Genomic DNA, 19,149 nt, shown 5'->3' on the forward strand with positions numbered 1-19,149 from the left:
GCGATGACCGCAGGCCGGAGGGACGCCATGGCACGCAAGCACGCAGTGGGCTCATCACCCCGGGCCGCCCTCCGGCACGCGACCCTCGCGGTACCGCGCACCACACCGGGCGAGCAGGTCGACGACCTGCTCGCCCGCTTGCGTGGTGACCCGGTGGCCGCTGCCGAGTGCGTGGCGGTGTTCGAGGGCGAACGGCTCGTGGGTGTCGCCCGCATGGGTGCCCTGGTCGCAGCCGAGCCGGGCTCGCACGTCGTCGACGTCATGGACGCGAACCCACCGAGGGTTTCGCCCTCGACCGACCGGGAGCCGGCCGCGTGGCGAGCGGTGGAGGCGGGCTGGTCCACGGTCGCCGTGGTCGATGACGCCGGGCGCTTCCAGGGCCTCATCCCCTCCGAGACCCTGCTGGCCCTCGTCCACTCCGAGCACGACGAGGACCTGGCCCGGCTCGGTGGCTTCGGCGGTTCGGCAGCGGCTGCGCGCTCGACCAGCGTCGAGCCGGTGACGAGGCGTCTGCGCCACCGTCTGCCCTGGCTGGTCGTCGGCCTGGTGGGAGCGCTGCTCGCCGCTGGGGTCGTCAGCGGCTACGAGGAGACGCTGCGCGCGCACGTGCTCGTCGCCTCCTTCCTCCCCGGCGTCGTCTACCTCGCCGACGCGGTGGGGACCCAGACCGAGGCCCTCGTGATCCGCGGACTGTCCCTGGGCGTCGGGATCCGCCAGGTCGTCCGACGCGAGTCGATCACCGGTGCACTGCTCGGCTGCCTGCTGGGCGCCACCGCACTGGTGCTCGTCGGCACCCTGTGGCATGACGCGGAAGTCGCCTTGGCCGTGGCGCTCGCCATCCTCGCCGCGTCGCTCGTCGCCACCCTCGTGGCGATGGCGCTTCCCTGGCTGTTCCACCGGCTCGGGACCGACCCCGCCTTCGGCTCGGGACCCCTGGCCACCGTGATCCAGGACATCATCACCGTGGCGGTCTACTTCCAGCTCGCCACGTGGATCGTCACGTGAGGGCCGTCCTGCGTCGCCGCAGCATCCGCTGCAGGGCGGACCCCGTGACGAGGGCGACCGTGGTCGCCATCGCGACAGCGGCGACCAGGCCCACCTCGACCGCCGTCACGACGCCCTGCCCCTCGTGCCAGAGCGGTGTGGCGATGAGCATGAAGACCGCGAGTCCGGCGAGCCACGCGACCGCGGTCATCCCGATCCACCACCACGCCCGAGCGACGTGACGGCGTAGCTCGAGCCACTGCGCGGTGCCGATGGAGGCGAGCAGCACGGTACCGACGAGCACCACCACGAGGATGGCCGCGGCGAGTGGCCCCTCCTGCAACCGGGGCGCGGCGGCCACCGACACCATGACGACGAGGTAGGCCAGGGAAGCGGCCAGCGAGGTGAGGAGCGCGAAGCGCCTCGTGTCGAGCGCGGGCAGCTCCGGAGACAGGGCATGAGCCTGAGCGGCGCCGAGGACGAGCCCCTCGACCGCCCCCGCGACCACGAGGGCAGGGATGGACACCCACGCCGACGAGGCCGCCGTGACGACGCCGGCGACCGCGGGTGCGACGAAGCCCGCAACCTCACCGGTCACCGTCCAGGCGACCCACCGGCGCAGCAGGCGGCTCACCCGCGCTCCTCCTGCGAATCGGCCGGCTCCTCCGGCGCGGCCCCGTCCTGCGTCGCCTCCGCCTCCGACTCGGCTGCCGCATCGGACGCGGCCGCCCACGCGGCATACCCCTGCACCGCGAAGGGCAGGGTCATGAAGATGCGCTCCTCCCCCACGCGGTCGACGAAGCCGCTGCGCCGCAGGTCGTCGCGCAGCTCCTGCTTCACCCGGCTGAGCGCCAGGACGACGTCCCGTCGCTCGACCTCACGACGGAGGCTCTCGAGCGTGTCCGACGCCGTGACGTCGACCGTGACGTTGGCCTCCATGTTGAGCAGCAGCCAGCGCGTGGGCGTCGGGGCGTCGTCCACGGCCGCCAGCGCCCTGGTGATGAAGTCGTGCGCGTTGGCGAAGAACAGGGGTGAGTCGTAGCGGTAGACGACCAGACCCGGCACCGCCCGAGCCGACGGGTAGTCGTCGACGTCGTGCATGCCCGCCACCCCCGGCACGTAGCCGAGGATGCCGTCGTGCGGTCGGGTCACGCGGTGGAGCAGGTCGAGCAGGGACAGCACGATGGCCACGAGGACTCCGGGCAGGATCCCCACGACGAGCACGGATGCCGTGGTCCCTAGCGCGAGCAGACCCTCCGTCCGCCGGAAGGCGAAGATCCGACGGAACTCGGGGAGGTCGACGAGGCGGAGCGCGGCATACACGACGAGGGCGCCGAGGGCGGCCGTCGGGAACCTCGCGAGCACGGGGTTGGCCACGACCACAGCGAGGACGACCGCGACGAGCGCGGCGAGCGAGCTCCGCTGGCTCCGCCCACCACTCGCGGCGACGATCGCGGTGCGGCTGCCGCTGCTGCTCACCGGGAAGCCCTGTGCCGCACCCGCTGCGAGGTTGGCCGCACCGAGGGCGAGCAGCTCCTGCTTGGCGTCGAGCCCTGAGCCGTGCCGCGGCTCGAAGGCCCGGGCGGTGAGGATGTTGTCGGTGTAGGCCACCACGGCGATCCCCAGAGCTGCAGGCAACAGGGCACGCAGGTCGACGAGGCTGAGGTCGGGGAGCCGGAGCGAGGGCAGGTCGCGCGGGATCTCTCCGACGAGGGCGACACCGCGATCCTCCAGGTCGAGCAGGGCAACGGCTCCGGCGGACCCGAGGACGCCGAGGAGCGGCGCGGGGACGACCGGCAGGAAGCGGGTGACGGCGAGGAGGAAGGCGAGCACCGCGACGGCAACCCAGAGCGTGGGCGTGTGGACGTCGTCGAGGTTCCCGGCGACCGACCGCACCTGGGCCAATGTGCTGTCGCCGGTGACCTCGACGCCCGTCACCTTGCCGAGCTGGCTCACGACCATGAGGGTGGCGACCCCCGCCATGTAGCCGACGAGCACCGGCCTCGAGAGCAGCTCGGCGAGGAAGCCGAGGCGCAGCACCCAGGCCAGCAGGCAGAAGCCGCCGACGAGACCCGCGAGACCGGCGGCGAGCGCGGCATACCGAGCCGTGTCCCCGCCCGCCAGGGCGCCGAGGGCGACGGCCGTCATGAGCGCCGTCGTCGACTCCGGACCGACCGACAGCAGTCGCGAGGAGCCCAGGACGGCATAGGCGAGGATCGCGGCGCAGGCGGCCCACAGGCCCACGACGGCAGGCAGCCCGGCGACACCGGCATACGCCATGACCTGGGGAATCAGGTATGCCGCGACCGTGACTCCCGCGACGACGTCACCTCGCAGCCACGACCGGTCGTCGGCCCCCGAGGTCGAAGCCACGGCGGTCAGAACAGCCCGACGACGTTGCCGTCGGGGTCGAGGTCGATGGAGGCCGCCGCCGGGTGCTTGGGCAGCCCGGGCATGGTGCGCATCTCACCGCTGACCGCGTAGACGTAGCCGGCCCCCGCGGCGACCCGCACCTCACGCACCGGCAACCGCCACCCTCGAGGGTCTCCGCGCAGCGTCGGGTCCGACGAGATCGACAGGTGCGTCTTGGCGATGACCACGGGGAACTCGCCGTAGCCCAGCACCTCGAACCGAGCGAGGTCCTTGGCGGCGACGTCAGAGAAGTCGACACCGTCGGCCCCGTAGACCTTGGTGGCGACGGCCTCGATCTTGTCGCGCAGGGGTGCGTCGAGCTCGTACGTGTGACGCAGCTCGTGCGGGTCCTCACAGGCCTGCGCGACGACGGTGGCGAGGTCCGTCGCGCCCTTGCCCCCGTCGAGCACGTGAGTGGAGACCGCGACCCGTGCCCCGAGCTGCCGGGCCACCTCCTCGATGACCGCGAGCTCCGACTCGTGGTCGGTCGGGAAGGCGTTGACGGCGACGACGGGAGGGATACCGAACGACCTGACGATCTCGATGTGCCGACGCAGGTTCGCGGCACCGGCCCGGACCGCGTCGGGGTCCTCGAGGAGCATCTCCGGTGGCAGAGGACGTCCGGCCACCACCTTGAACTGCCCGGAGTGGGCCTTGAGCGAGCGCACGGTGGCGACGAGGACAGCGGCGTCAGGCGCCAGGCCCGCGACCCGGCACTTGAGGTTGAAGAACCGTTCGGCTCCCATGTCCGAGCCGAAGCCGGCCTCGGTGAGGAGGTAGTCGCCGGTGTGGATGCCGATCCGGTCGGCGATGACGGAGGAGTTGCCGGTCGCGATGTTGCCGAACGGTCCGGTGTGCACGAGGACGGGCGTGTTCTCCGTGGTCTGGAGCAGGTTGGGCATGAGGGCGTCCTTGAGGATGACCGCCATGGCCCCTGCCGCGTGCAGGTCCTCGGCGGTCACCGGTCGCCCGGCCGTCGTGAACCCGACGACGATCCTGCCCAGCCGGGCGCGCAGGTCGGCCAGCGACGACGCGAGCGCGAGCACGACCATGACCTCGCTCGCCGCCGTGATGTCGAAGCCGGACTGCCTCGGCACACCGTCGATGCGGGCACCCAGTCCCTCGACGATGCCGCGCAGCGCCCGGTCGTTGACGTCGAGGACTCGGCGCCACGAGATGTTGCGCGGGTCGATGTCGAGCTCGTTGCCGTGGTGCAGGTGGTTGTCGAGCATCGCCGAGAGCAGGTTGTGCGCGGCGGTGACGGCGTGGAAGTCGCCGGTGAGGTGCAGGTTCAGCGTCTCCATGGGGAGCACCTGGCTGAACCCGGCGCCGGCCGCGCCGCCCTTGATCCCGAACGTGGGTCCCATCGACGGCTGGCGCAGCGCCAGTGTCGCCCGGTGGCCGAGCTGCGCCAGACCCTGGGCGAGGCCGACCGCGGTGGTCGTCTTGCCCTCACCCAGGGGTGTCGGGGTGATGGCGGTGATGACGACGTAGCGGGCCCGAGGCCGGTCGGCGAGGTCCTGCTCGGCCCCCAGGTGGATCTTGGCGACGTGGCGTCCGTACGGCTCCAGCCGGTCCAGCGGTATTCCGGCGGCCTCGGCCACGGCTTCGATCGGCTCGAGGTGGGCGGCCCGGGCGATGGCCAGGTCTGAGGGAGGAGCGACGGTGGTCATGGCACCACGGTCCTCCTGAGTGGCCGCCACGTCACGGGACAAAGGGCCCCCATCCCGCTTGGCGCCCGGGACGTAGGACTCTGTGGCGGTCTCCGGCAGCGATGCACGCTGGACCCATGGGAACGCTCGCCCGACCTCCGCAGACTCGAGCACCAGTCCGCCGCGCGGACGAGCACGTCGGCTCCTGGCGCAGGCGCGTGCTCTCGGGACTGCTGCTCGCCACGGGCTCCACCGCGCTGGTGTGTGGCGGGGTCATGGCCCTCGACCCCGACGGCACTCCCCTTGGCCTGACGGCGGAGTTCCTGCAGGGCAGCCCCTTCGACGACTGGTGGCTCCCGGGCCTGGCTCTGGGCGGGTTCGTCGGGGTCGGCCACCTGGTGGCAGGCACCTCGGTGCTGCAGCGCCGGCGGCACAGCCGAGAGCTGTCCCTGCTCGCGGGAGCGGGACTCGTCGCGTTCGAGGCGGTCGAGTGGGCGTGGATGGGTTTCCACCCCCTCCAGCCGGTCTTCATGGTCGTCGGTGCCACGGTGGTCGGCTTGGCCGCCCGGCGCTGAACCGCAGTCGGTCAGGGGCCTGCTCGAGTTCCGCGGAAGCGTCTCCCGCCGCGCGGTCACGGGTCTAGCCTCTTCGGTATGTGGCCCCGTCGGCGCCCGCACGACGAGCCGGTCAGCGAGGAGGAGTCACCCGCTGCCCGCCGGTACCGCTACCTGCTGCGAACCGCCCCCATCGAGCCGCTCAAGGACGTCCACCGGTCCGGGTTGGCCACGCTCGCGGCCGAGGACCGCCAGGCCGTCCTCACCACCATTCAGAGCGAGCTCATGTCCGGCGCCCGGCTCACCCCCGAGCACGTCGACGAGGTCTCCCGCCTCACCGTCATGGGCGAACGCAGACGGGCCGGAGCGGTGATCAGCCACCTGCCCGCCGACGTCCTCCAACACCTCGCGCTCGCGGTGGGCGACGCGGGCGCGCGAGCAGGTCTGCTCGAGGGCTACGACGACTGGGACGGCAACGATCCGCCTCCGCCCACCGACGAGGACTCCGACTACCGGTCGGGCTTCGACACCGTGCGGCACTACGACATCGTCCAGGGACGTGCCGAAGGCGGATTCAGCATCTGACGGCGGGCGCATTCGGGACCCCGTCCCCACCCCCGTGGTCCGGACGTGCCCCCCGACGGGCTATGGCAGGGCGACCCACCCTGTCCTAGCGTGAGGCGGATCACAGCCGGCACCCGGCTGCCCACACAACGGAGTGGATGATCATGACCGAACCTCATCGAGCGCGGACCCGCACCCTGCGGCTCACGGCCGTCGCCGCCGTGGCCGCCCTTGCGGGAGCGTTGTCGCCACACGCCGCGACCGCGGCCCCATCGCCGTCACCGTCGTGCGTCGACCGCAGCAACAACACCTATCAGAAGCTCCTCGAGTGCGTGACCGTCGAGGGCGTGCGCGCCCACCAGGCCGAGCTGCAGAAGATCGCCGACAACAGCGACGACCCCGTCTACCCGGGCACCCGTGCGGCGGGAACCGTCGGTTACGACCAGAGCGTCGACTACGTCGCCGGTCTGCTGCGCGATGCCGGCTACCAGGTCACGCTCGACCCGGTCGACGTCACCTTCAACTTCCCGGCCGTCCTGCGCCAGCTCACACCGGCGCCGGAGGCCGCGTACGAGACCGGCGTCTTCACCGGCAGCGGCTCGGGGACCGTCGATGGTCAGGTCATTCCGGTCGACGTGAACCTCAACCAGCCGGGGCCCTCGACCAGTGGCTGCGAGGCAGCCGACTTCGCCGGCATCGACTGGAGCGGGGACATGGACATCGCCCTGATCCAGCGAGGGACGTGCTTCTTCGGCACCAAGGCGTACTTCGCCGGCCTGGCCGGTGCCGAGGCCGTCATCATCATGAACCAGGGCAACACCCCCGACCGCTCGGGCCTCATCGTCGCTGACGCCACCAGCCTCGACGACCCCAACAACCCCGGCACCGCGCTCCCCGACCCGATCACCCACGACATCCCCGTCGTGGGGGCGAGCTTCGCGGACGGTGTGTTGCTGGCGCGACCGGGCTCCACGGCATACGTGCAGGTCCTCCCGGCCGAGACACGCAACGACTACAACGTGATCGCCGAGCTGCCGGGCAAGAACACCGACAACGTGGTCATGGCCGGCGCCCACCTCGACAGCGTCATCGAAGGCCCCGGGATCAACGACAACGGCTCCGGCTCCGCTGCCCTCCTCGAGACTGCGCTGATGATGGCGAACCTCAATCCCGAGAACACGATCAGGTTCGCCTGGTGGGCCGCCGAGGAGCAGGGCCTCGTCGGGTCGGCCGACTACGTCAACGGGCTGTCCGCGGCGGAGCGTGACCGCATCGCGCTCTACATGAACTACGACATGGTGGGCTCGCCCAACTACATCTTCATGGTCTACGACGCCGACGAGTCGACGTTCGAGGCTCCCGTCCCGGTCCCGGCCGGATCCGCGGCGATCGAGGACGTCTACGAGTCGTACTACACCAAGGTCGGTGAGCCGTACGAGGACACGGAGTTCTCGGGCCGCAGCGACTACGAGGCGTTCATCCTCGCCGGGATCCCGTCCAGCGGGCTCTTCACCGGCGCCGAAGGCCTCAAGTCCCCCGAGCAGGAGGCGATCTGGGGCGGCACGGCCGGCGAGGCGTACGACCCGTGCTACCACGAGGCGTGTGACACGTTCGAGAACAACAACATGCACGCACTCGAAGTCAACAGCGACCTCATCGCCTTCGCGATGCTCACCTTCGCGTACTCGACGGAGACCGTGAACGGCGTGCCGGGCAAGAAGGTCCCCGGTCCGGCGTTCACCCTCCCGGCTCCGGCCGGCCCCGAGGGCACCTTCGCCGACGAGATCGGAGGCCTGGCCCACCAGCACGCCGGGTGAGCAACCCCGGCCACCACGACGGAGGCCCCCGACGCGACCCCCTCGCGGCGGGGGCCTCCCTCCTCGTCGGCTGCAGGTCGCGCCGCAGCCCTCGCACGGCGTCCCGACAACGGGGACCTTCGCCTCTCCCCGCCGTGGTGCCCCTCGGGTGCACTGGCATCGGAGGTGGATGCAATGAGACCGAGACGACGTCCCATCCGGACGGTGGCCCTCGCGGTGGGGGTGCTGCTGGTCCTCGGCGCCTGCGCGGCCACGGGCAACGAGAGCGCCGGGACCGCGTCCGGCCAACCGGGCTTCTGGCTCGGCCTGTGGCACGGGGCGATCAGCCCGATCACGTTCCTCGTGTCGCTGTTCCGTGACGACGTGGGGATCTACGAGGTGGCCAACTCCGGAGGCTGGTACGACTTCGGCTTCATGTTCGGCGTCTCGATCGCGTTCGGGTCCTCGGCTCGCGCGGGATCCGGGTCGGCCAGGCGCCGCGGCCGCTCCCGCTGATCACGACGAGGTGGCGGCGCGCCCCTCACGGGTGGGCGCGCACGACTTGTCTCTGGGAGCCCAGGCCGTCGATCCCGAGCTCCATGACGTCCCCCGGCGCCAGGAACACCTGGGGATCGAACCCCATCCCTACTCCCGGCGGTGTCCCGGTGTTGATGAGGTCCCCAGGCTCGAGCACGAAGAACTGCGACAGGTAGTGGACGATCGTCAGCGGGTCGAAGACCATGGTGGCCGTCGACCCCCTCTGTCGCCGGGTTCCGTTGACGTCGAGCCACATCCCCAGGTCGTTCACGTCCGGGATCTCGTCAGGCGTCACCAGCCACGGGCCGGTGGGGTTGAACGTCGCGGCCGACTTCCCCTTGGACCACTGCCCGCCGCGCTCCAGCTGGAAGGCCCGCTCGCTCACGTCGTTGGACACGCAGTACCCCGCGATGATCTCCGAAGCGGCCTCGGGGCTGTCGAGGTAGCTGGCGCGCCGGCCGATGACGACGGCGAGTTCGACCTCCCAGTCGGTCTTGCGTGAGCCTCGTGGGATGAGGACGTCGTCGTGCGGTCCGACCATCGTGTTCGGCGACTTCGTGAAGACGATCGGCTCGTCCGGAACGGCTTGGCCGGTCTCGGCCGCGTGGTCACGGTAGTTGAGACCAATGCAGAGAATCTGATGAGGACGTGCGACGGGCGCTCCTACGCGGATCCCGTCGAGCTCGTGCACCTCTCCCGACGCGACTCGGCCCTCGACCACCCCCCGGACCCGGTCGAACCCGCCGTTGCCGAAGAAGTCGGCGTCAAAATCGCGGACGACGTCCGAGAGATCGACGTATGCCGTCTCGCCAACGAGCACTGCCGGGCGCTCCCCGCCCTGTGGTCCGATACGAAGAAGTCGCACTGTCTCTCGTCCTCCTGGGATGTGTGGCGGGTCCTGGGTCTACGTGGCCGGTCGGCCTCAGTACGTCGCGCGGCCGCCGCTGATGTCATAGACGGCTCCGGTGGAGAAGCTGCACTCGTCGGAGGCGAGCCATGACACGAGAGCCGCGAGTTCCTCGGGACGCCCGAGCCGCTTCATGGGGATCAACGACGTCAGCCGTTCCAGGACCTCGGGGGCCGTGGCGGCGTTCATCGGGGTCTCGAAGACGGCAGGGGCGACGGCATTGACGATGACGCCGGTCTCGGCCAGCTCCTTTCCGAGTGACTTGGTCATCGCGATGACGGCCGCCTTGGACGCCGAGTAGGCGCTGAGGTTGGGGTTGCCGTCCTTGCCTGCCATCGAGGACATGTTGACGACGCGGCCCCAGCCCCGCTCCGCCATGCCCGGCACGAAGGCGCGGCACATGGTGAAGACCCCGTCGACGTTGACCTCGAACGTGCGTCGCCACTCGCTCGACGCAACCTCCCACAAGGGGACGTTGGGACCCACCACACCAGCGCTGTTGACGAGGACGTTCACCTCCCCGACCTCCCGGGCCATCCGAGCGACGGACACCTCGTCCGAGACGTCCACCACGCGGTCGGCTCCCGCGACCAGATCGACCCGGACAACCTCCAGCCCGTCACGCTCGAGGCGCTCGGCGCACGCCGCGCCAAGCCCACTCATCCCGCCGGTGACGACAGCTCGTCTCATGACACCCCTTCTGTCGGACGCCCTGCGTCGCGGGCGGGTCGTGAGCCGTTCACGGGTTCCAGGAGGGCACGCAGGTCCGGTCTCAGCCAAGCACCGGACTGGGCGGCGGAGAGACCGCCGTCGACAGTGACGACCGTCCCGGTGACGAAGGACGCGTCGGGCGAGGCCAGGAAGTCGACCACCGCCGCGACCTCGTCCGGTGAACCGGTGCGTCGAAGGGCGTAGCCGTCCGTAGCGCGTTCCAGCTGCTCACCACCGATGAGGCCGGGAGCCACGGCATTGGCGCGGATGCCGCGAGAACCGTTCTCGAGGGCCAGAACTCGCACGAGGGACTCAAGTCCACCTTTTGCCGCGACGTAGCCGGCCACTCCCGGTGACACGTGGCTGGCCATGACGGAGGAGACCGCCACGATGGCTCCCCCCGAAGCCATGTGCGGCAACGAAGCACGAGCGCTGAAGAAGGCGCTGTCGAGCGTCGCGCCCATAGCCGTGCGCCACATGTCGTCGGTCTGGTCCTCGATGCGGGCTCGCGGGTTGAGCGCTGCGGCGAGGACCAGCACGTCGATGCGCCCGTCGAAGCGGTGGGCGATCTCGGCGAACACCGAGTCCACCTCGCCCGGGACCGCACAGTCGGCGACAAGATGGACGCAGAGCTCGTCGGAGGGGGTCAGACTGACGCCGATGACGTCATCTCCCCGGGCCTGAAGCCTGGCCACGACGGCCAGCCCGATGGCCGAGGACGACCCGACCACCACGGCCCTGCGGCTGAACGCGTTGCTCACCTGCACATCACCGGTCCAGCGACAGGCGGTAGCTCACCCTGGCCGCCGCGAAGTGGAGGTACTCGAAGAGCACCGGCGCCCGGTCGGGCCGGATGCACGACGTCCGCTCCATGAGGAGGACCGGGTCGCCAGGCGCGATCTGGAGATGATCCGCCACGCGCTCGTCGGCCACCGTGGCCCGGACGACGTAGTCGGCACCGGCCAGTGCCACGCCGTACTTCTCCTCGAGGATGCTGTAGAAGGGCTCGTCGCGCAGGTTCTCGCGCGCGACGCGCTGGCCCAGGTCGGCGACGAAGTAGCTGTCGTCGAAGCTGAGCGGGGTCTCGTTCGCCAATCGGACCCGTTCGATGTGGACGACCGATTCCCCCGGTTCGCACCGCAGGGCATCTGCGGCCCGCTCCGGCGCCGGCACGGTCTCGATGAGTTCAACGCTCGCGCTCGCGTGGAGGCCCAGAGCTTCCATGTCCTCGACGAACCCGGTCAGCCGGTCGAGACGCGGCTCCACCTGCGGCTGAGCGACGAAGCTTCCCCGCCCGGGCTGTCGCACGATAAGGCCCTGGGTCTCCAGGTCACGCAGTGCACGCCGCACTGTCGTACGACTCACCCCGAAACGCTCCATGAGCTGGGGTTCCGTCGGCACTTGGTCACCGGGCCGGAAGCGACCCTCCCGGATGCTCTGGTGCAGCTCGGCACGCACCACTGCGTGCATGGGGCGCTCACCCTGCCGTGCGTTCATGTCGTCTCCTGCATGTTCCGGCCCGGTGCCGGGCGCCCACGCTACCGTCGGCACCTGCCCCACCTTTCCGGCTTCGGGCTCACAGGCCTGCTCGCGCCATCATGCGGTCGAGATCCTCGAGGTCGACCTTGTCCAGGGCTGGGCTGGCGATCCGCACCGTCGGGTGTGAGATGACGCCTCGCCGGCAGAGGACCTCCTTGTGGAAGGCCACGTTGTAGAGGACCTCACGGGTGAAGAGCGAGCCCATGACGTCGATCGCCTCCTGAGCAGCGTCGGCGCCCTCCGCCACGTAGGCCGCATAGGCCGCGACCACCCGGTCGACGAACGCCGGGGAGGGCATGGTCCCCACAGCGCCGCGCTCGAGCTCGTTGACCAGATAGACGCCGCCGACCCCACCGAAGACGCCGTCGATGCGGTCGCCGAGGGCCTCGATGACGCGCGACATGCCCTGGGTGGGTGGGTTGCTCTCCTCCTTGACGTAGCGCACCCCGGGCACGGCCGCGACGACATCCGCGAGAGCGGCTGCGCCGAGCGGGAACCCGACGCGAGCGTTCTGCATGATCACGGGCACCCCGACCGCGGCGACCCGGGCGGTGTGCTCGCGCACGAAGTCGGCCGAGGGTCCGAAGAAGTGCTGCACGTACGGAACCATGGTCATCACGGCCGCGACGTCGAGTGCTGCGGCGTGCTCGGCGAACATCACGGCACTGGCCGTGCTGGCGCCGGTGACGCCGACCGCGACGGGCACACGGTGGTCCACCGCTTCGCAGACGGTCTCCACCGCCTGCATGCGTTCGGCGTCCGTGAGTGTGTAGAACTCGCTGACGACCCCGGGGTACACGATCCCGTGCGCGCCGTGGCCGAGGGAGAACTCCACCTGGGAGCGGAGGCCGTCGAGGTCGAGGGACCCGTCGCCCCCGAAGGTCGTCACCGGGATGGGCAGCACCCCCCGCAGCCTCGTGTTGGTCGTGTCGTCCTCGGTTGCGTGTGTCATACCCATGAGCCGTTCTCCATCCATGTGATCACTGATCGTGCCAACGTCAACAGCCCCATGAACCCAAGTGCCACGAGCGTCAGCCGGTCGATCGTCGCGTGCTGGCGGGTGGCCCACCAGCGGCCCACCACCGTGCCCGCGACGGCGCCCGCCGCGAGCTTGGCCACGGGTTGGAGGTCCTGGAGCGACACCGCCCCGCGCAGCGTCAGCAGGCCCAGTCCGAGGACGCTGATCGCCCCGACGTAGGCCGCCATCGTCGCCGCCTGCTCCCGGGGGGAGACCCTCCGCCCGTGGACGTACATCGCCACGGCCGGACCACTCAGACCGGTGCTGGTGGCCAGGATTCCGCCCAGCACCCCGCTCGGTGCCACCCACCGGCGCCTGATAGCCAGCGTGCGTGACCCTTTGAGCCCGTACACGGCATACCCGACGAGCACGATGCCGGTGAGACCGGTGACCCACAGCGGGTCGAAGTACTCGAAGAGCACGATTCCGACGGGGAGCCCGAGGACCGAGAAGCCGGTGAGGGTCGCGACCGTGCGCAGGCGGATGCGGCCGCGCAAGCCCGGTGAGAGGAGGAGTACCGCACTGGTCACCGGCACGAGGCCGAGAGCGATGACAACGACCTCGTGGGGCGTGAAGAGGAGGAGCAGCAGGGGGACCGACAGGACGCTGAAGCCGAAGCCGGTGAGCCCGGTGAGGATGCCGGCGAGGAAGACGATCACCACCGGTAGCACCCAGCTCATTTGTCAGACCCGGCCATGAAGCCCGAGAGGAAGTAGCGGACCCCGGAGATGTAGAGAACGAACATCGGCAGGGCGGCGATGGTCAGGCCCGCCATGATCGCGGGGATGTTGCTGCTGAACTCCCCCTGGAACAGGGTGAGCCCGGTCATGAGGGTTCGCATCTCGTTGCGCTGCAGGAAGATGATCGCGATGAGCAGCTCGTTCCAGACCCACAGCGTGTTGACGATCGCGAGGGTGATCACCCCGGGCCTGGAGAGCGGTAGCGCGATCTTCCGGAAGATCGTGAGGTGGCTCGCGCCGTCGAGCTGGGCGGCCTCGAAAAGCGACACCGGGAGGCGCCGGAAGAAGCCGGTGAGGAAGTACGTCGTGTACGGGATCATCAGCCCGACGTAGGCGATCACCGCGCCCGGCAGGGTGTTGATGAGCTTGGTCTCCACCATGACGCGAAAGAGTGGGATGGCGATCGTCACGGCGGGGGCTCCGAGCATCGCCACGAACGCGATGAACGCGAGGTGCCGCCCCGCGAAGTCCATGCAGGCCAAGGCGTACGCCGCGAGCGAGGAGATGGCGATGCCGACCGTCACCGAGACGACCGTGAGGACGAAGCTGTTGCGGATCCACGTGAGGAACATCGGGTTCCCGAGGATCTGCTCGTAGTTGAGCAGGGTCGGCGACAGGGGCGGGGTGAGCTGGCTCTGCGCGTACTGGACCTCGGTCTTGAAGGAGGTCGAGATCATGAAGTAGAGAGGGACGAGGGCCGAGAGCGTGACGAGGAGAACGGCTCCGTGCTTGGTGACGGCGCCGAGCAGGTCGCGCCGGTCATGACCGATGCTGACACTCACAGCGTCCCCCTTCGGTGGAGCCAGGTGAGGAAGACGACCATGAAGGCGAGGATCGCCGCGAGCATGAGTGTCGACAGCGCCGCGGCGTTCCCGAAGTCGCCGTAGATGAAGGCCCGGCTGTAGATGTAGTACTCCATGACGTAGGTGCTCGTACCAGGACCGCCCTTGGTCAGGACGAAGACGTAGTTGAAGACCCAGTTGAAGAGCGCGACGACGATGATCCCCGTGTAGAACGCGATCATGGTCGCCATCTGCGGCACGGTCACGTGCCGGAGGCGTTGGAGCCAGTTCGCCCCGTCCACCCTGGCCGCGTCGTAGAGGTCCACCGGCAGCTGGGTCATGCGGGCGAGGAAGAGGATCACCCCGAACGCGAGCTCTCGCCACTGGACCACACCGGCGAGTGACCACACCGCCGTCTTCGGGTCCCCGAGCCAGTTCTGGGCCAGTCCGCCCAGACCCACCGCCTCGAGCATGCTGTTGACCAGCCCGTACCGCTGAAGGATCTGGCCGAAGACCATCGCGGCCACCACCACCGGCACGACGTAGGGCATGAAGATGATCGCCCGGTAGATCCGCCACCCTCGGATCTGGTCGTGCAGGACCTGCGCGATGAGGAGGGAGGTCACCACGAGGAAGGGCAGCACGACGAAGAGCTTGAGGTTGTTGATGACGGCAGCGTGGAAGATCGAGTCGTTGAACAGCGCCCGGTAGTTCGCGAGGCCGGCGAACTCCTCGGTGAAGGGGTCCTGGAAGCTCGTCCACACGACCGAGCCGATCGGGTAGAAGAACACGAAGGCCATGAACAAGGCGGCCGGCAGCATGAAGAGCAGCGCCGGCCCGGCATCACGCTGTCGGGTCCTGCGGGACGGTTCGGAGCGGGGGGCGGTTCGCACGGTGAGGTCCCCTCGTGTGGTCGGGTCGTCCTGCCCCCCGAGCCGTTCACCGGCCGGGGCGGGGACTGTGGTGCGGCTCAGCTTCCCGACCAGTCGCGGAAGTTCTTGAGCTCGTTGGCCGACGAGCTCCGCCACGAGCCGAGACGCTTCTCGACGTCGGCGGCAGCCTTCTTGGGGTCCGCCCCGGAGAAGACGGACTGCACTGCCAGGAAGCTGTTCTCGCGGTCCATCTTCGACGGCCAGAAGTTCTGGTAGCCGATCGTGGACTGGTTGCTCTGCAGCTCCCACAGCTTCTTGTCCTGCTCCGAGTTCATCTGCGAGCTGTCGAACCGGTCGTCGGCCGGGAAGAAGCCGGTGGCCTTGTACATGCCGGTCAGCGACTCCGGACGGTGGAGGAAGGCAAGGAACTTGGCGGCGAGCTCCTTCTGCTCGGAGAAGCTCGTGATGAAGAGCGGGTGCGAGTTGAAGTGGACCCGTCCGGCCAGCGAACCGCTTCCCCGCTTCGGCGGCGCCATGACACCGAGATCGTCGCCGAGGGCGGCGTGGAACTTGGTCAGGCTGCTCGTGATGGCGAAGGCGCACTTGCCGGCGAGGAACATGTTCATCGCGTCGGCGTACTCCAGCGACGTGACGTCGGGGTTGAAGACCTTGGCGTCGATCATCTCCTTGACCCAGATGAGCCACTCCGAGAACTTGGGGTCGGTGTACTTCTCCTCGCCCATGACGACGGGCAGGATCTCCCTGGCGTCGTTCATGTTCTGGGTGTTGAACATGCCGGAGAAGTTGCCGATGCCGGTGAGGTTCTTGACGCCGTAGCCCCACGGCGTGACGCCGATCTTGCGCAGCGCCTGGGCGGCCACGATCATCTCGTCCATCGTGGCTGGCGGCTTCTCGGGGTCGAGTCCGGCCTTCTTGAACAGCGCTTTGTTGTACATCAGCGGGATCGGCGCGTTGTACCAAGGCAGCGCCCACGTCTTGTCCTTGAACTTGTAGATGTCCAGTGCTGCCGGAGGCAGGACGTGCTTGAGCTCCTCGGGGTCGATCGCCCCGTCGAGCGGGGCGAGGCACTTCTCCCAGACGAACTGCATCGTGTATGGGCCCGAGTACTGATGCTGGAGGTCGGGGCCGGACTTCGACTGGCACGCGGTGCGGAAGTTGCTCGCAAGCTGCTCCGACGGCTGGGTCGTCGACTCGACCGACGTGTTCTTGTTCGCCGCCGCGAACTCCTTGATCACGCCGTTCATCCACGCGGTCATCTGGTCGGCGGACTCCACGGACGGGTTCCACCAGAACTTCAACTGCTTGGCACCCCCCGCGGAAGCCTCGCCGCCGTCGTTGGCGCACGAGGCGAGCAGCGTCGGGGAGGCGATGAAGGCACCGGCGAGGCCGGCACCCTTGAAGAACGTTCTGCGGTCGAGTGCGGGGTCAGTCATGGTGGGGCCTCTCGCTCAGCGTCGTTGCTGGAAACGTTGGAACGTTATATCGTTTGTGAACCCGCTGTCAACGACCCGCAGAGGGTCTGTTCCAGCCGGGGTCGTCAGGGTCCTCGAAGAGGACGTGCTGCGTCCTGGACGCGATGAGCCACGCCCCAGCCACCACCGAGTACTCGTCCTCGTAGGCCGCGACCACCGCAGGGAGCGAGCTTCGCGCCGGACCCGACGACCCCGCCTCGCGCCAGCGCCGGTGCAGGGACAGGTAGACCCAGCCGCGTGCCGCGTGCCGATCGAGGACCTCCACGTCGATTGTCGAGCACAGGTGCGCCGTCCTGAGGTCGTGCAGCGCCTCGCGCTCGGCGAAGGTCGTCGCGATCTCGGAGCGCCCTGTGAGGACGCGCCCGGGCAGCGAGAACACCCCGTCCTCGGTGAACAGATCCGCCAGTCGCGAGGCCTGGCCGAAGTCTGCGAAACGGCAGTAGCGGTGGGTGAGCCGTGCGCATTCACGTTCGGCCACCAGGCGTTCGAGGTCGTCCACGGGACCCTCAGCGGCCTTCGGGGAGTGTGGCCCAGTAGAGGCGGCCCTCGGCGTCGGGTGTGAGCCGGCGCTTCGGCGTCTGGTCCGCCCGCGCCGTGGTCAGCACCAGTCGTGGAAGCCCACCCACGTCGACGAGGGCCAAAGCCGACGGCTGGGCAACAGGCGTGCGCAGCACCTGTTGCAGCACCCCCTTGGTCGAGTAGCGATGGACCTCACCCGCACCCCAGACGGCGACCCACAGGTCACCCTCCGGGCCGAGGACGATGCCGTCGAACACGCCGGGGCCCGTGTGGCTGACCACGACCGCGCTCTCTCCTCCCCCGTCGAGGGCGTGGCGTGAGATCGTCCCGCGGCCGGTGTCGACGGCATACAAAGTCTGCTCGTCCGCAGCGACGGCGAGGCCGTTGGCCGCGATGTAGCCGTCAGCCAGGACTGTCGTGCGTCCGCTGCCCAGTTCCACCGACACGAGCCCCCCTCGTGCGGAGACCCGGTCCTCGGTCAAGAGCCCGACGACGAGACGGCCACCGGGCGCTGCGATCATGTCGTTCGTCCGCACCTCCGGGAAGTCCGGAGACACGGGGACGGCCGGTCCCAGGCCGCCGTCCGCATCGAGCACCCGGATGGCGCCGTCCACGGCGATGGCCCAGCCGTCCCGGTCGGGCAGCGGCTCCGCGGCCGTGGGCATCCGCCCCACCCGGTGACGCGTGGCCGCGCCCCAACCGTCGTGATGCCACGTCGACCAGCTCACCGTTCCTGACAGGATGTCGACCCACGAGAGCCGGCGGCGGCGGGGGTCCCACCGCGGCCCTTCGGCCAGGACGTGGTCTCCGAACGGCAGCTCGGCCCAGTCCGGACGCGACACCTCCACCGTCACAGGCCGAGCTCCACGCGGGACGTCGACATCCGCTCGACACGCTCGGTGTCCACGTCGATCCCCAGGCCCGGTCCGGTGGGCACGTGGGCGACACCGTCGGCCACCGTGAGTGGCTGGTCCACCAGCGGGTTGAAGGTCTCGAGCATGACCGGCTGGAACTCCTGCACCGCGAAGTTGGGCAGGGCTGCGGCGACCTGCCACGAGGCGGCCATGCCGACGACCGTCACCACGCCCGTGTGCAGGGCCACGGGGATGTGGTGGGCCGCGGCCAAGGTCGCGATGGCGACGGTCTCACCGACACCGTTGCGCATGAGGTCGGGCTGCGCGATGTCCATGGCGCGCCCGGTCAACCACGGGAGGAACTGGTGCCGCGTCCGCAACGGCTCACCGACCGCGACCGGGATGTCGAGGACCGAGGTGAGGACGCGGTGACCCTCGACGTCCTCGGGAGCGATCGGGGACTCGAAGAAGGCCACTCCGGCTCGTTCGAGCACCCGACCCAGGGAGCGCGCCTGCGGGAGGGAGTAGCCCCACATCCCGTCCACGGCCAAGAAGGCGTCGTCCCCCATGGCCTCGCGCAGACCCACGACCTCCGCCCCGTCGGCCCTCGCGTCGAACCCCATGCACGGCTTGACGCCGAACCCTCGGGCCGCCCAGTCCGCCGCCTCAGCCCGTCGCCCGTCCGGAGACTTCTCACGCAGCCCGGTGACATAGACCGGCAGCGTGTCACGCAGCCGCCCACCAAGGAGCTCGGCCACCGACAGTCCGCACGCCTGCCCGCGCACGTCCCAGAGGGCCGTGTCGATCGCGGCGATGGCGTCCTGCTGGAAGCCGCCGATCTGGCCCCGGACCCGGAGTGTCTCGTACATGTCGAGGTACCGAGCGGTGGTGGCACACGGGTCCAAGCCGAGCACGGTCGGCCCGAGGACCTTCTCGACGGCGGTGAGCACCACCTCGGGGCCGATCGGCGCCTGCGCCTCGCCCCATCCGACGAGCCCCTCGTCGGTTTCCACGCGGACCAGTGCCGCCTCGGACCGGTCCGAGTACAGCTGGCGATGCGGGGCGAACCGGCGGTAGTCGGTTCCCGGAAGCTGCTCCCCCGGTCGCACCGCGCCGGACATGGCGTAGGCAGTCCGGGACTTGACGGCATACGCGCTGACCTTGGTGATCCTCATCGAGTGGTGACCTCCTCGTTGGGTGTGGGGCATGATGCGA

Annotated in this window: 20 protein-coding genes; 5 read left to right on the forward strand and 15 right to left on the reverse strand. The window is 69.7% G+C overall.

What is annotated here, in order from left to right:
- Nucleotides 1-27: 27 nt before the first annotated feature.
- On the forward strand, nt 28-1,005 hold the full coding sequence (locus tag LL946_RS17605) for a magnesium transporter (protein WP_404383000.1): 978 nt from the start codon (nt 28-30) through the stop codon (nt 1,003-1,005).
- Here LL946_RS17605 and LL946_RS17610 read toward each other — a convergent pair.
- Genes LL946_RS17610 through LL946_RS17620 form a run of 3 tightly spaced genes read right to left on the reverse strand, consistent with a single transcriptional unit; the run spans nt 998 to nt 5,069 of the window.
- Entirely contained in the window at nt 998-1,618 is a 621-nt protein-coding gene (locus tag LL946_RS17610; RefSeq protein WP_404383002.1) for a hypothetical protein, read from the reverse strand. The two genes, LL946_RS17605 and LL946_RS17610, sit on opposite strands and share 8 nt — an antisense overlap.
- Nucleotides 1,615-3,357 (reverse strand): SulP family inorganic anion transporter, encoded by a 1,743-nt coding sequence (locus LL946_RS17615; RefSeq protein ID WP_404383004.1) that lies wholly within the window; start codon nt 3,355-3,357, stop codon nt 1,615-1,617. The genes LL946_RS17610 and LL946_RS17615 overlap by 4 nt, the downstream gene beginning before the upstream one ends.
- 5 nt (nt 3,358-3,362) lie before the next feature.
- Entirely contained in the window at nt 3,363-5,069 is a 1,707-nt protein-coding gene (locus tag LL946_RS17620) for a formate--tetrahydrofolate ligase (protein ID WP_404383006.1), read from the reverse strand.
- Between the two features lie 116 nt (nt 5,070-5,185).
- Between LL946_RS17620 and LL946_RS17625 the strand changes: the two genes are divergently transcribed.
- The 4 genes from LL946_RS17625 (at nt 5,186) to LL946_RS17640 (ending at nt 8,478) form a co-directional block, all read left to right on the forward strand.
- Nucleotides 5,186-5,623, forward strand: a complete 438-nt coding sequence (locus LL946_RS17625; protein ID WP_404383008.1) for a hypothetical protein — start codon at nt 5,186-5,188, stop codon at nt 5,621-5,623.
- A gap of 78 nt (nt 5,624-5,701) precedes the next feature.
- Nucleotides 5,702-6,187, forward strand: coding sequence for a hypothetical protein (locus LL946_RS17630; protein ID WP_404383010.1), 486 nt, complete (start codon nt 5,702-5,704; stop codon nt 6,185-6,187).
- A 143-nt stretch (nt 6,188-6,330) separates the two neighbouring features.
- A complete protein-coding gene (locus LL946_RS17635; protein WP_404383012.1) occupies nt 6,331-7,983 on the forward strand; it encodes a M28 family metallopeptidase in 1,653 nt (550 codons plus the stop codon).
- 204 nt (nt 7,984-8,187) lie between these two features.
- Nucleotides 8,188-8,478 carry a hypothetical protein gene (locus LL946_RS17640; RefSeq protein ID WP_404383014.1) on the forward strand — a complete coding sequence of 97 codons (291 nt, stop codon included), beginning with the start codon at nt 8,188-8,190 and terminating at the stop codon, nt 8,476-8,478.
- A 25-nt stretch (nt 8,479-8,503) separates the two neighbouring features.
- Here LL946_RS17640 and LL946_RS17645 read toward each other — a convergent pair whose 3' ends face one another.
- The 12 genes from LL946_RS17645 to LL946_RS17700 all read right to left on the reverse strand — a co-directional run bounded on the left by LL946_RS17645 (nt 8,504) and on the right by LL946_RS17700 (nt 19,109).
- Nucleotides 8,504-9,364 carry a fumarylacetoacetate hydrolase family protein gene (locus LL946_RS17645; protein ID WP_404383016.1) on the reverse strand — a complete coding sequence of 287 codons (861 nt, stop codon included), beginning with the start codon at nt 9,362-9,364 and terminating at the stop codon, nt 8,504-8,506.
- A 57-nt stretch (nt 9,365-9,421) separates the two neighbouring features.
- The gene (locus LL946_RS17650) at nt 9,422-10,096 is read right to left on the reverse strand and encodes an SDR family NAD(P)-dependent oxidoreductase (protein WP_404383018.1); all 675 of its coding nucleotides are present in this window, start codon (nt 10,094-10,096) and stop codon (nt 9,422-9,424) included.
- Entirely contained in the window at nt 10,093-10,878 is a 786-nt protein-coding gene (locus tag LL946_RS17655) for an SDR family NAD(P)-dependent oxidoreductase (protein ID WP_404383020.1), read from the reverse strand. The genes LL946_RS17650 and LL946_RS17655 overlap by 4 nt, the downstream gene beginning before the upstream one ends.
- 7 nt (nt 10,879-10,885) lie before the next feature.
- Nucleotides 10,886-11,614, reverse strand: a complete 729-nt coding sequence (locus LL946_RS17660; protein WP_404383022.1) for a GntR family transcriptional regulator — start codon at nt 11,612-11,614, stop codon at nt 10,886-10,888.
- Nucleotides 11,615-11,693: 79 nt separating this feature from the next.
- A complete protein-coding gene (locus LL946_RS17665) occupies nt 11,694-12,614 on the reverse strand; it encodes a dihydrodipicolinate synthase family protein (protein ID WP_404383024.1) in 921 nt (306 codons plus the stop codon).
- Entirely contained in the window at nt 12,605-13,354 is a 750-nt protein-coding gene (locus LL946_RS17670; protein WP_404383026.1) for a sulfite exporter TauE/SafE family protein, read from the reverse strand. The genes LL946_RS17665 and LL946_RS17670 overlap by 10 nt, the downstream gene beginning before the upstream one ends.
- On the reverse strand, nt 13,351-14,196 hold the full coding sequence (locus tag LL946_RS17675; protein WP_404383028.1) for a carbohydrate ABC transporter permease: 846 nt from the start codon (nt 14,194-14,196) through the stop codon (nt 13,351-13,353). Before LL946_RS17675 ends, LL946_RS17670 begins: the two co-directional genes overlap by 4 nt.
- Complete coding sequence (locus LL946_RS17680; RefSeq protein ID WP_404383030.1) at nt 14,193-15,089, reverse strand: carbohydrate ABC transporter permease; 897 nt, start codon at nt 15,087-15,089, stop codon at nt 14,193-14,195. Before LL946_RS17680 ends, LL946_RS17675 begins: the two co-directional genes overlap by 4 nt.
- Nucleotides 15,090-15,166: 77 nt before the next feature.
- On the reverse strand, nt 15,167-16,522 hold the full coding sequence (locus tag LL946_RS17685; RefSeq protein ID WP_404383032.1) for an ABC transporter substrate-binding protein: 1,356 nt from the start codon (nt 16,520-16,522) through the stop codon (nt 15,167-15,169).
- Nucleotides 16,523-16,589: 67 nt separating this feature from the next.
- Nucleotides 16,590-17,060 (reverse strand): nuclear transport factor 2 family protein, encoded by a 471-nt coding sequence (locus tag LL946_RS17690; protein WP_404383034.1) that lies wholly within the window; start codon nt 17,058-17,060, stop codon nt 16,590-16,592.
- 7 nt (nt 17,061-17,067) lie between these two features.
- The gene (locus LL946_RS17695; RefSeq protein WP_404383036.1) at nt 17,068-17,934 is read right to left on the reverse strand and encodes an SMP-30/gluconolactonase/LRE family protein; all 867 of its coding nucleotides are present in this window, start codon (nt 17,932-17,934) and stop codon (nt 17,068-17,070) included.
- Nucleotides 17,931-19,109: a mandelate racemase/muconate lactonizing enzyme family protein gene (locus tag LL946_RS17700; protein ID WP_404383038.1), complete on the reverse strand. Its 1,179-nt coding sequence runs from the start codon at nt 19,107-19,109 to the stop codon at nt 17,931-17,933. The genes LL946_RS17695 and LL946_RS17700 overlap by 4 nt, the downstream gene beginning before the upstream one ends.
- Between the last annotated feature and the right edge of the window lie 40 nt (nt 19,110-19,149).

The sequence above is a fragment of the Knoellia locipacati genome, from assembly GCF_044791685.1.
Classification (GTDB): domain Bacteria; phylum Actinomycetota; class Actinomycetes; order Actinomycetales; family Dermatophilaceae; genus Knoellia; species Knoellia locipacati_A.

Coding starts and splice junctions, on each gene's coding strand:
- LL946_RS17605 (WP_404383000.1), top strand. CDS start 28: ATGGCACGCAAGCACGCAGTGGGCTCATCACCCCGGGCCGCCCTCCGG.
- LL946_RS17620 (WP_404383006.1), bottom strand. CDS start 5,069: ATGACCACCGTCGCTCCTCCCTCAGACCTGGCCATCGCCCGGGCCGCC.
- LL946_RS17625 (WP_404383008.1), top strand. CDS start 5,186: ATGGGAACGCTCGCCCGACCTCCGCAGACTCGAGCACCAGTCCGCCGC.
- LL946_RS17630 (WP_404383010.1), top strand. CDS start 5,702: ATGTGGCCCCGTCGGCGCCCGCACGACGAGCCGGTCAGCGAGGAGGAG.
- LL946_RS17635 (WP_404383012.1), top strand. CDS start 6,331: ATGACCGAACCTCATCGAGCGCGGACCCGCACCCTGCGGCTCACGGCC.
- LL946_RS17650 (WP_404383018.1), bottom strand. CDS start 10,096: ATGAGACGAGCTGTCGTCACCGGCGGGATGAGTGGGCTTGGCGCGGCG.
- LL946_RS17660 (WP_404383022.1), bottom strand. CDS start 11,614: ATGAACGCACGGCAGGGTGAGCGCCCCATGCACGCAGTGGTGCGTGCC.
- LL946_RS17665 (WP_404383024.1), bottom strand. CDS start 12,614: ATGGGTATGACACACGCAACCGAGGACGACACGACCAACACGAGGCTG.
- LL946_RS17670 (WP_404383026.1), bottom strand. CDS start 13,354: ATGAGCTGGGTGCTACCGGTGGTGATCGTCTTCCTCGCCGGCATCCTC.
- LL946_RS17685 (WP_404383032.1), bottom strand. CDS start 16,522: ATGACTGACCCCGCACTCGACCGCAGAACGTTCTTCAAGGGTGCCGGC.
- LL946_RS17700 (WP_404383038.1), bottom strand. CDS start 19,109: ATGAGGATCACCAAGGTCAGCGCGTATGCCGTCAAGTCCCGGACTGCC.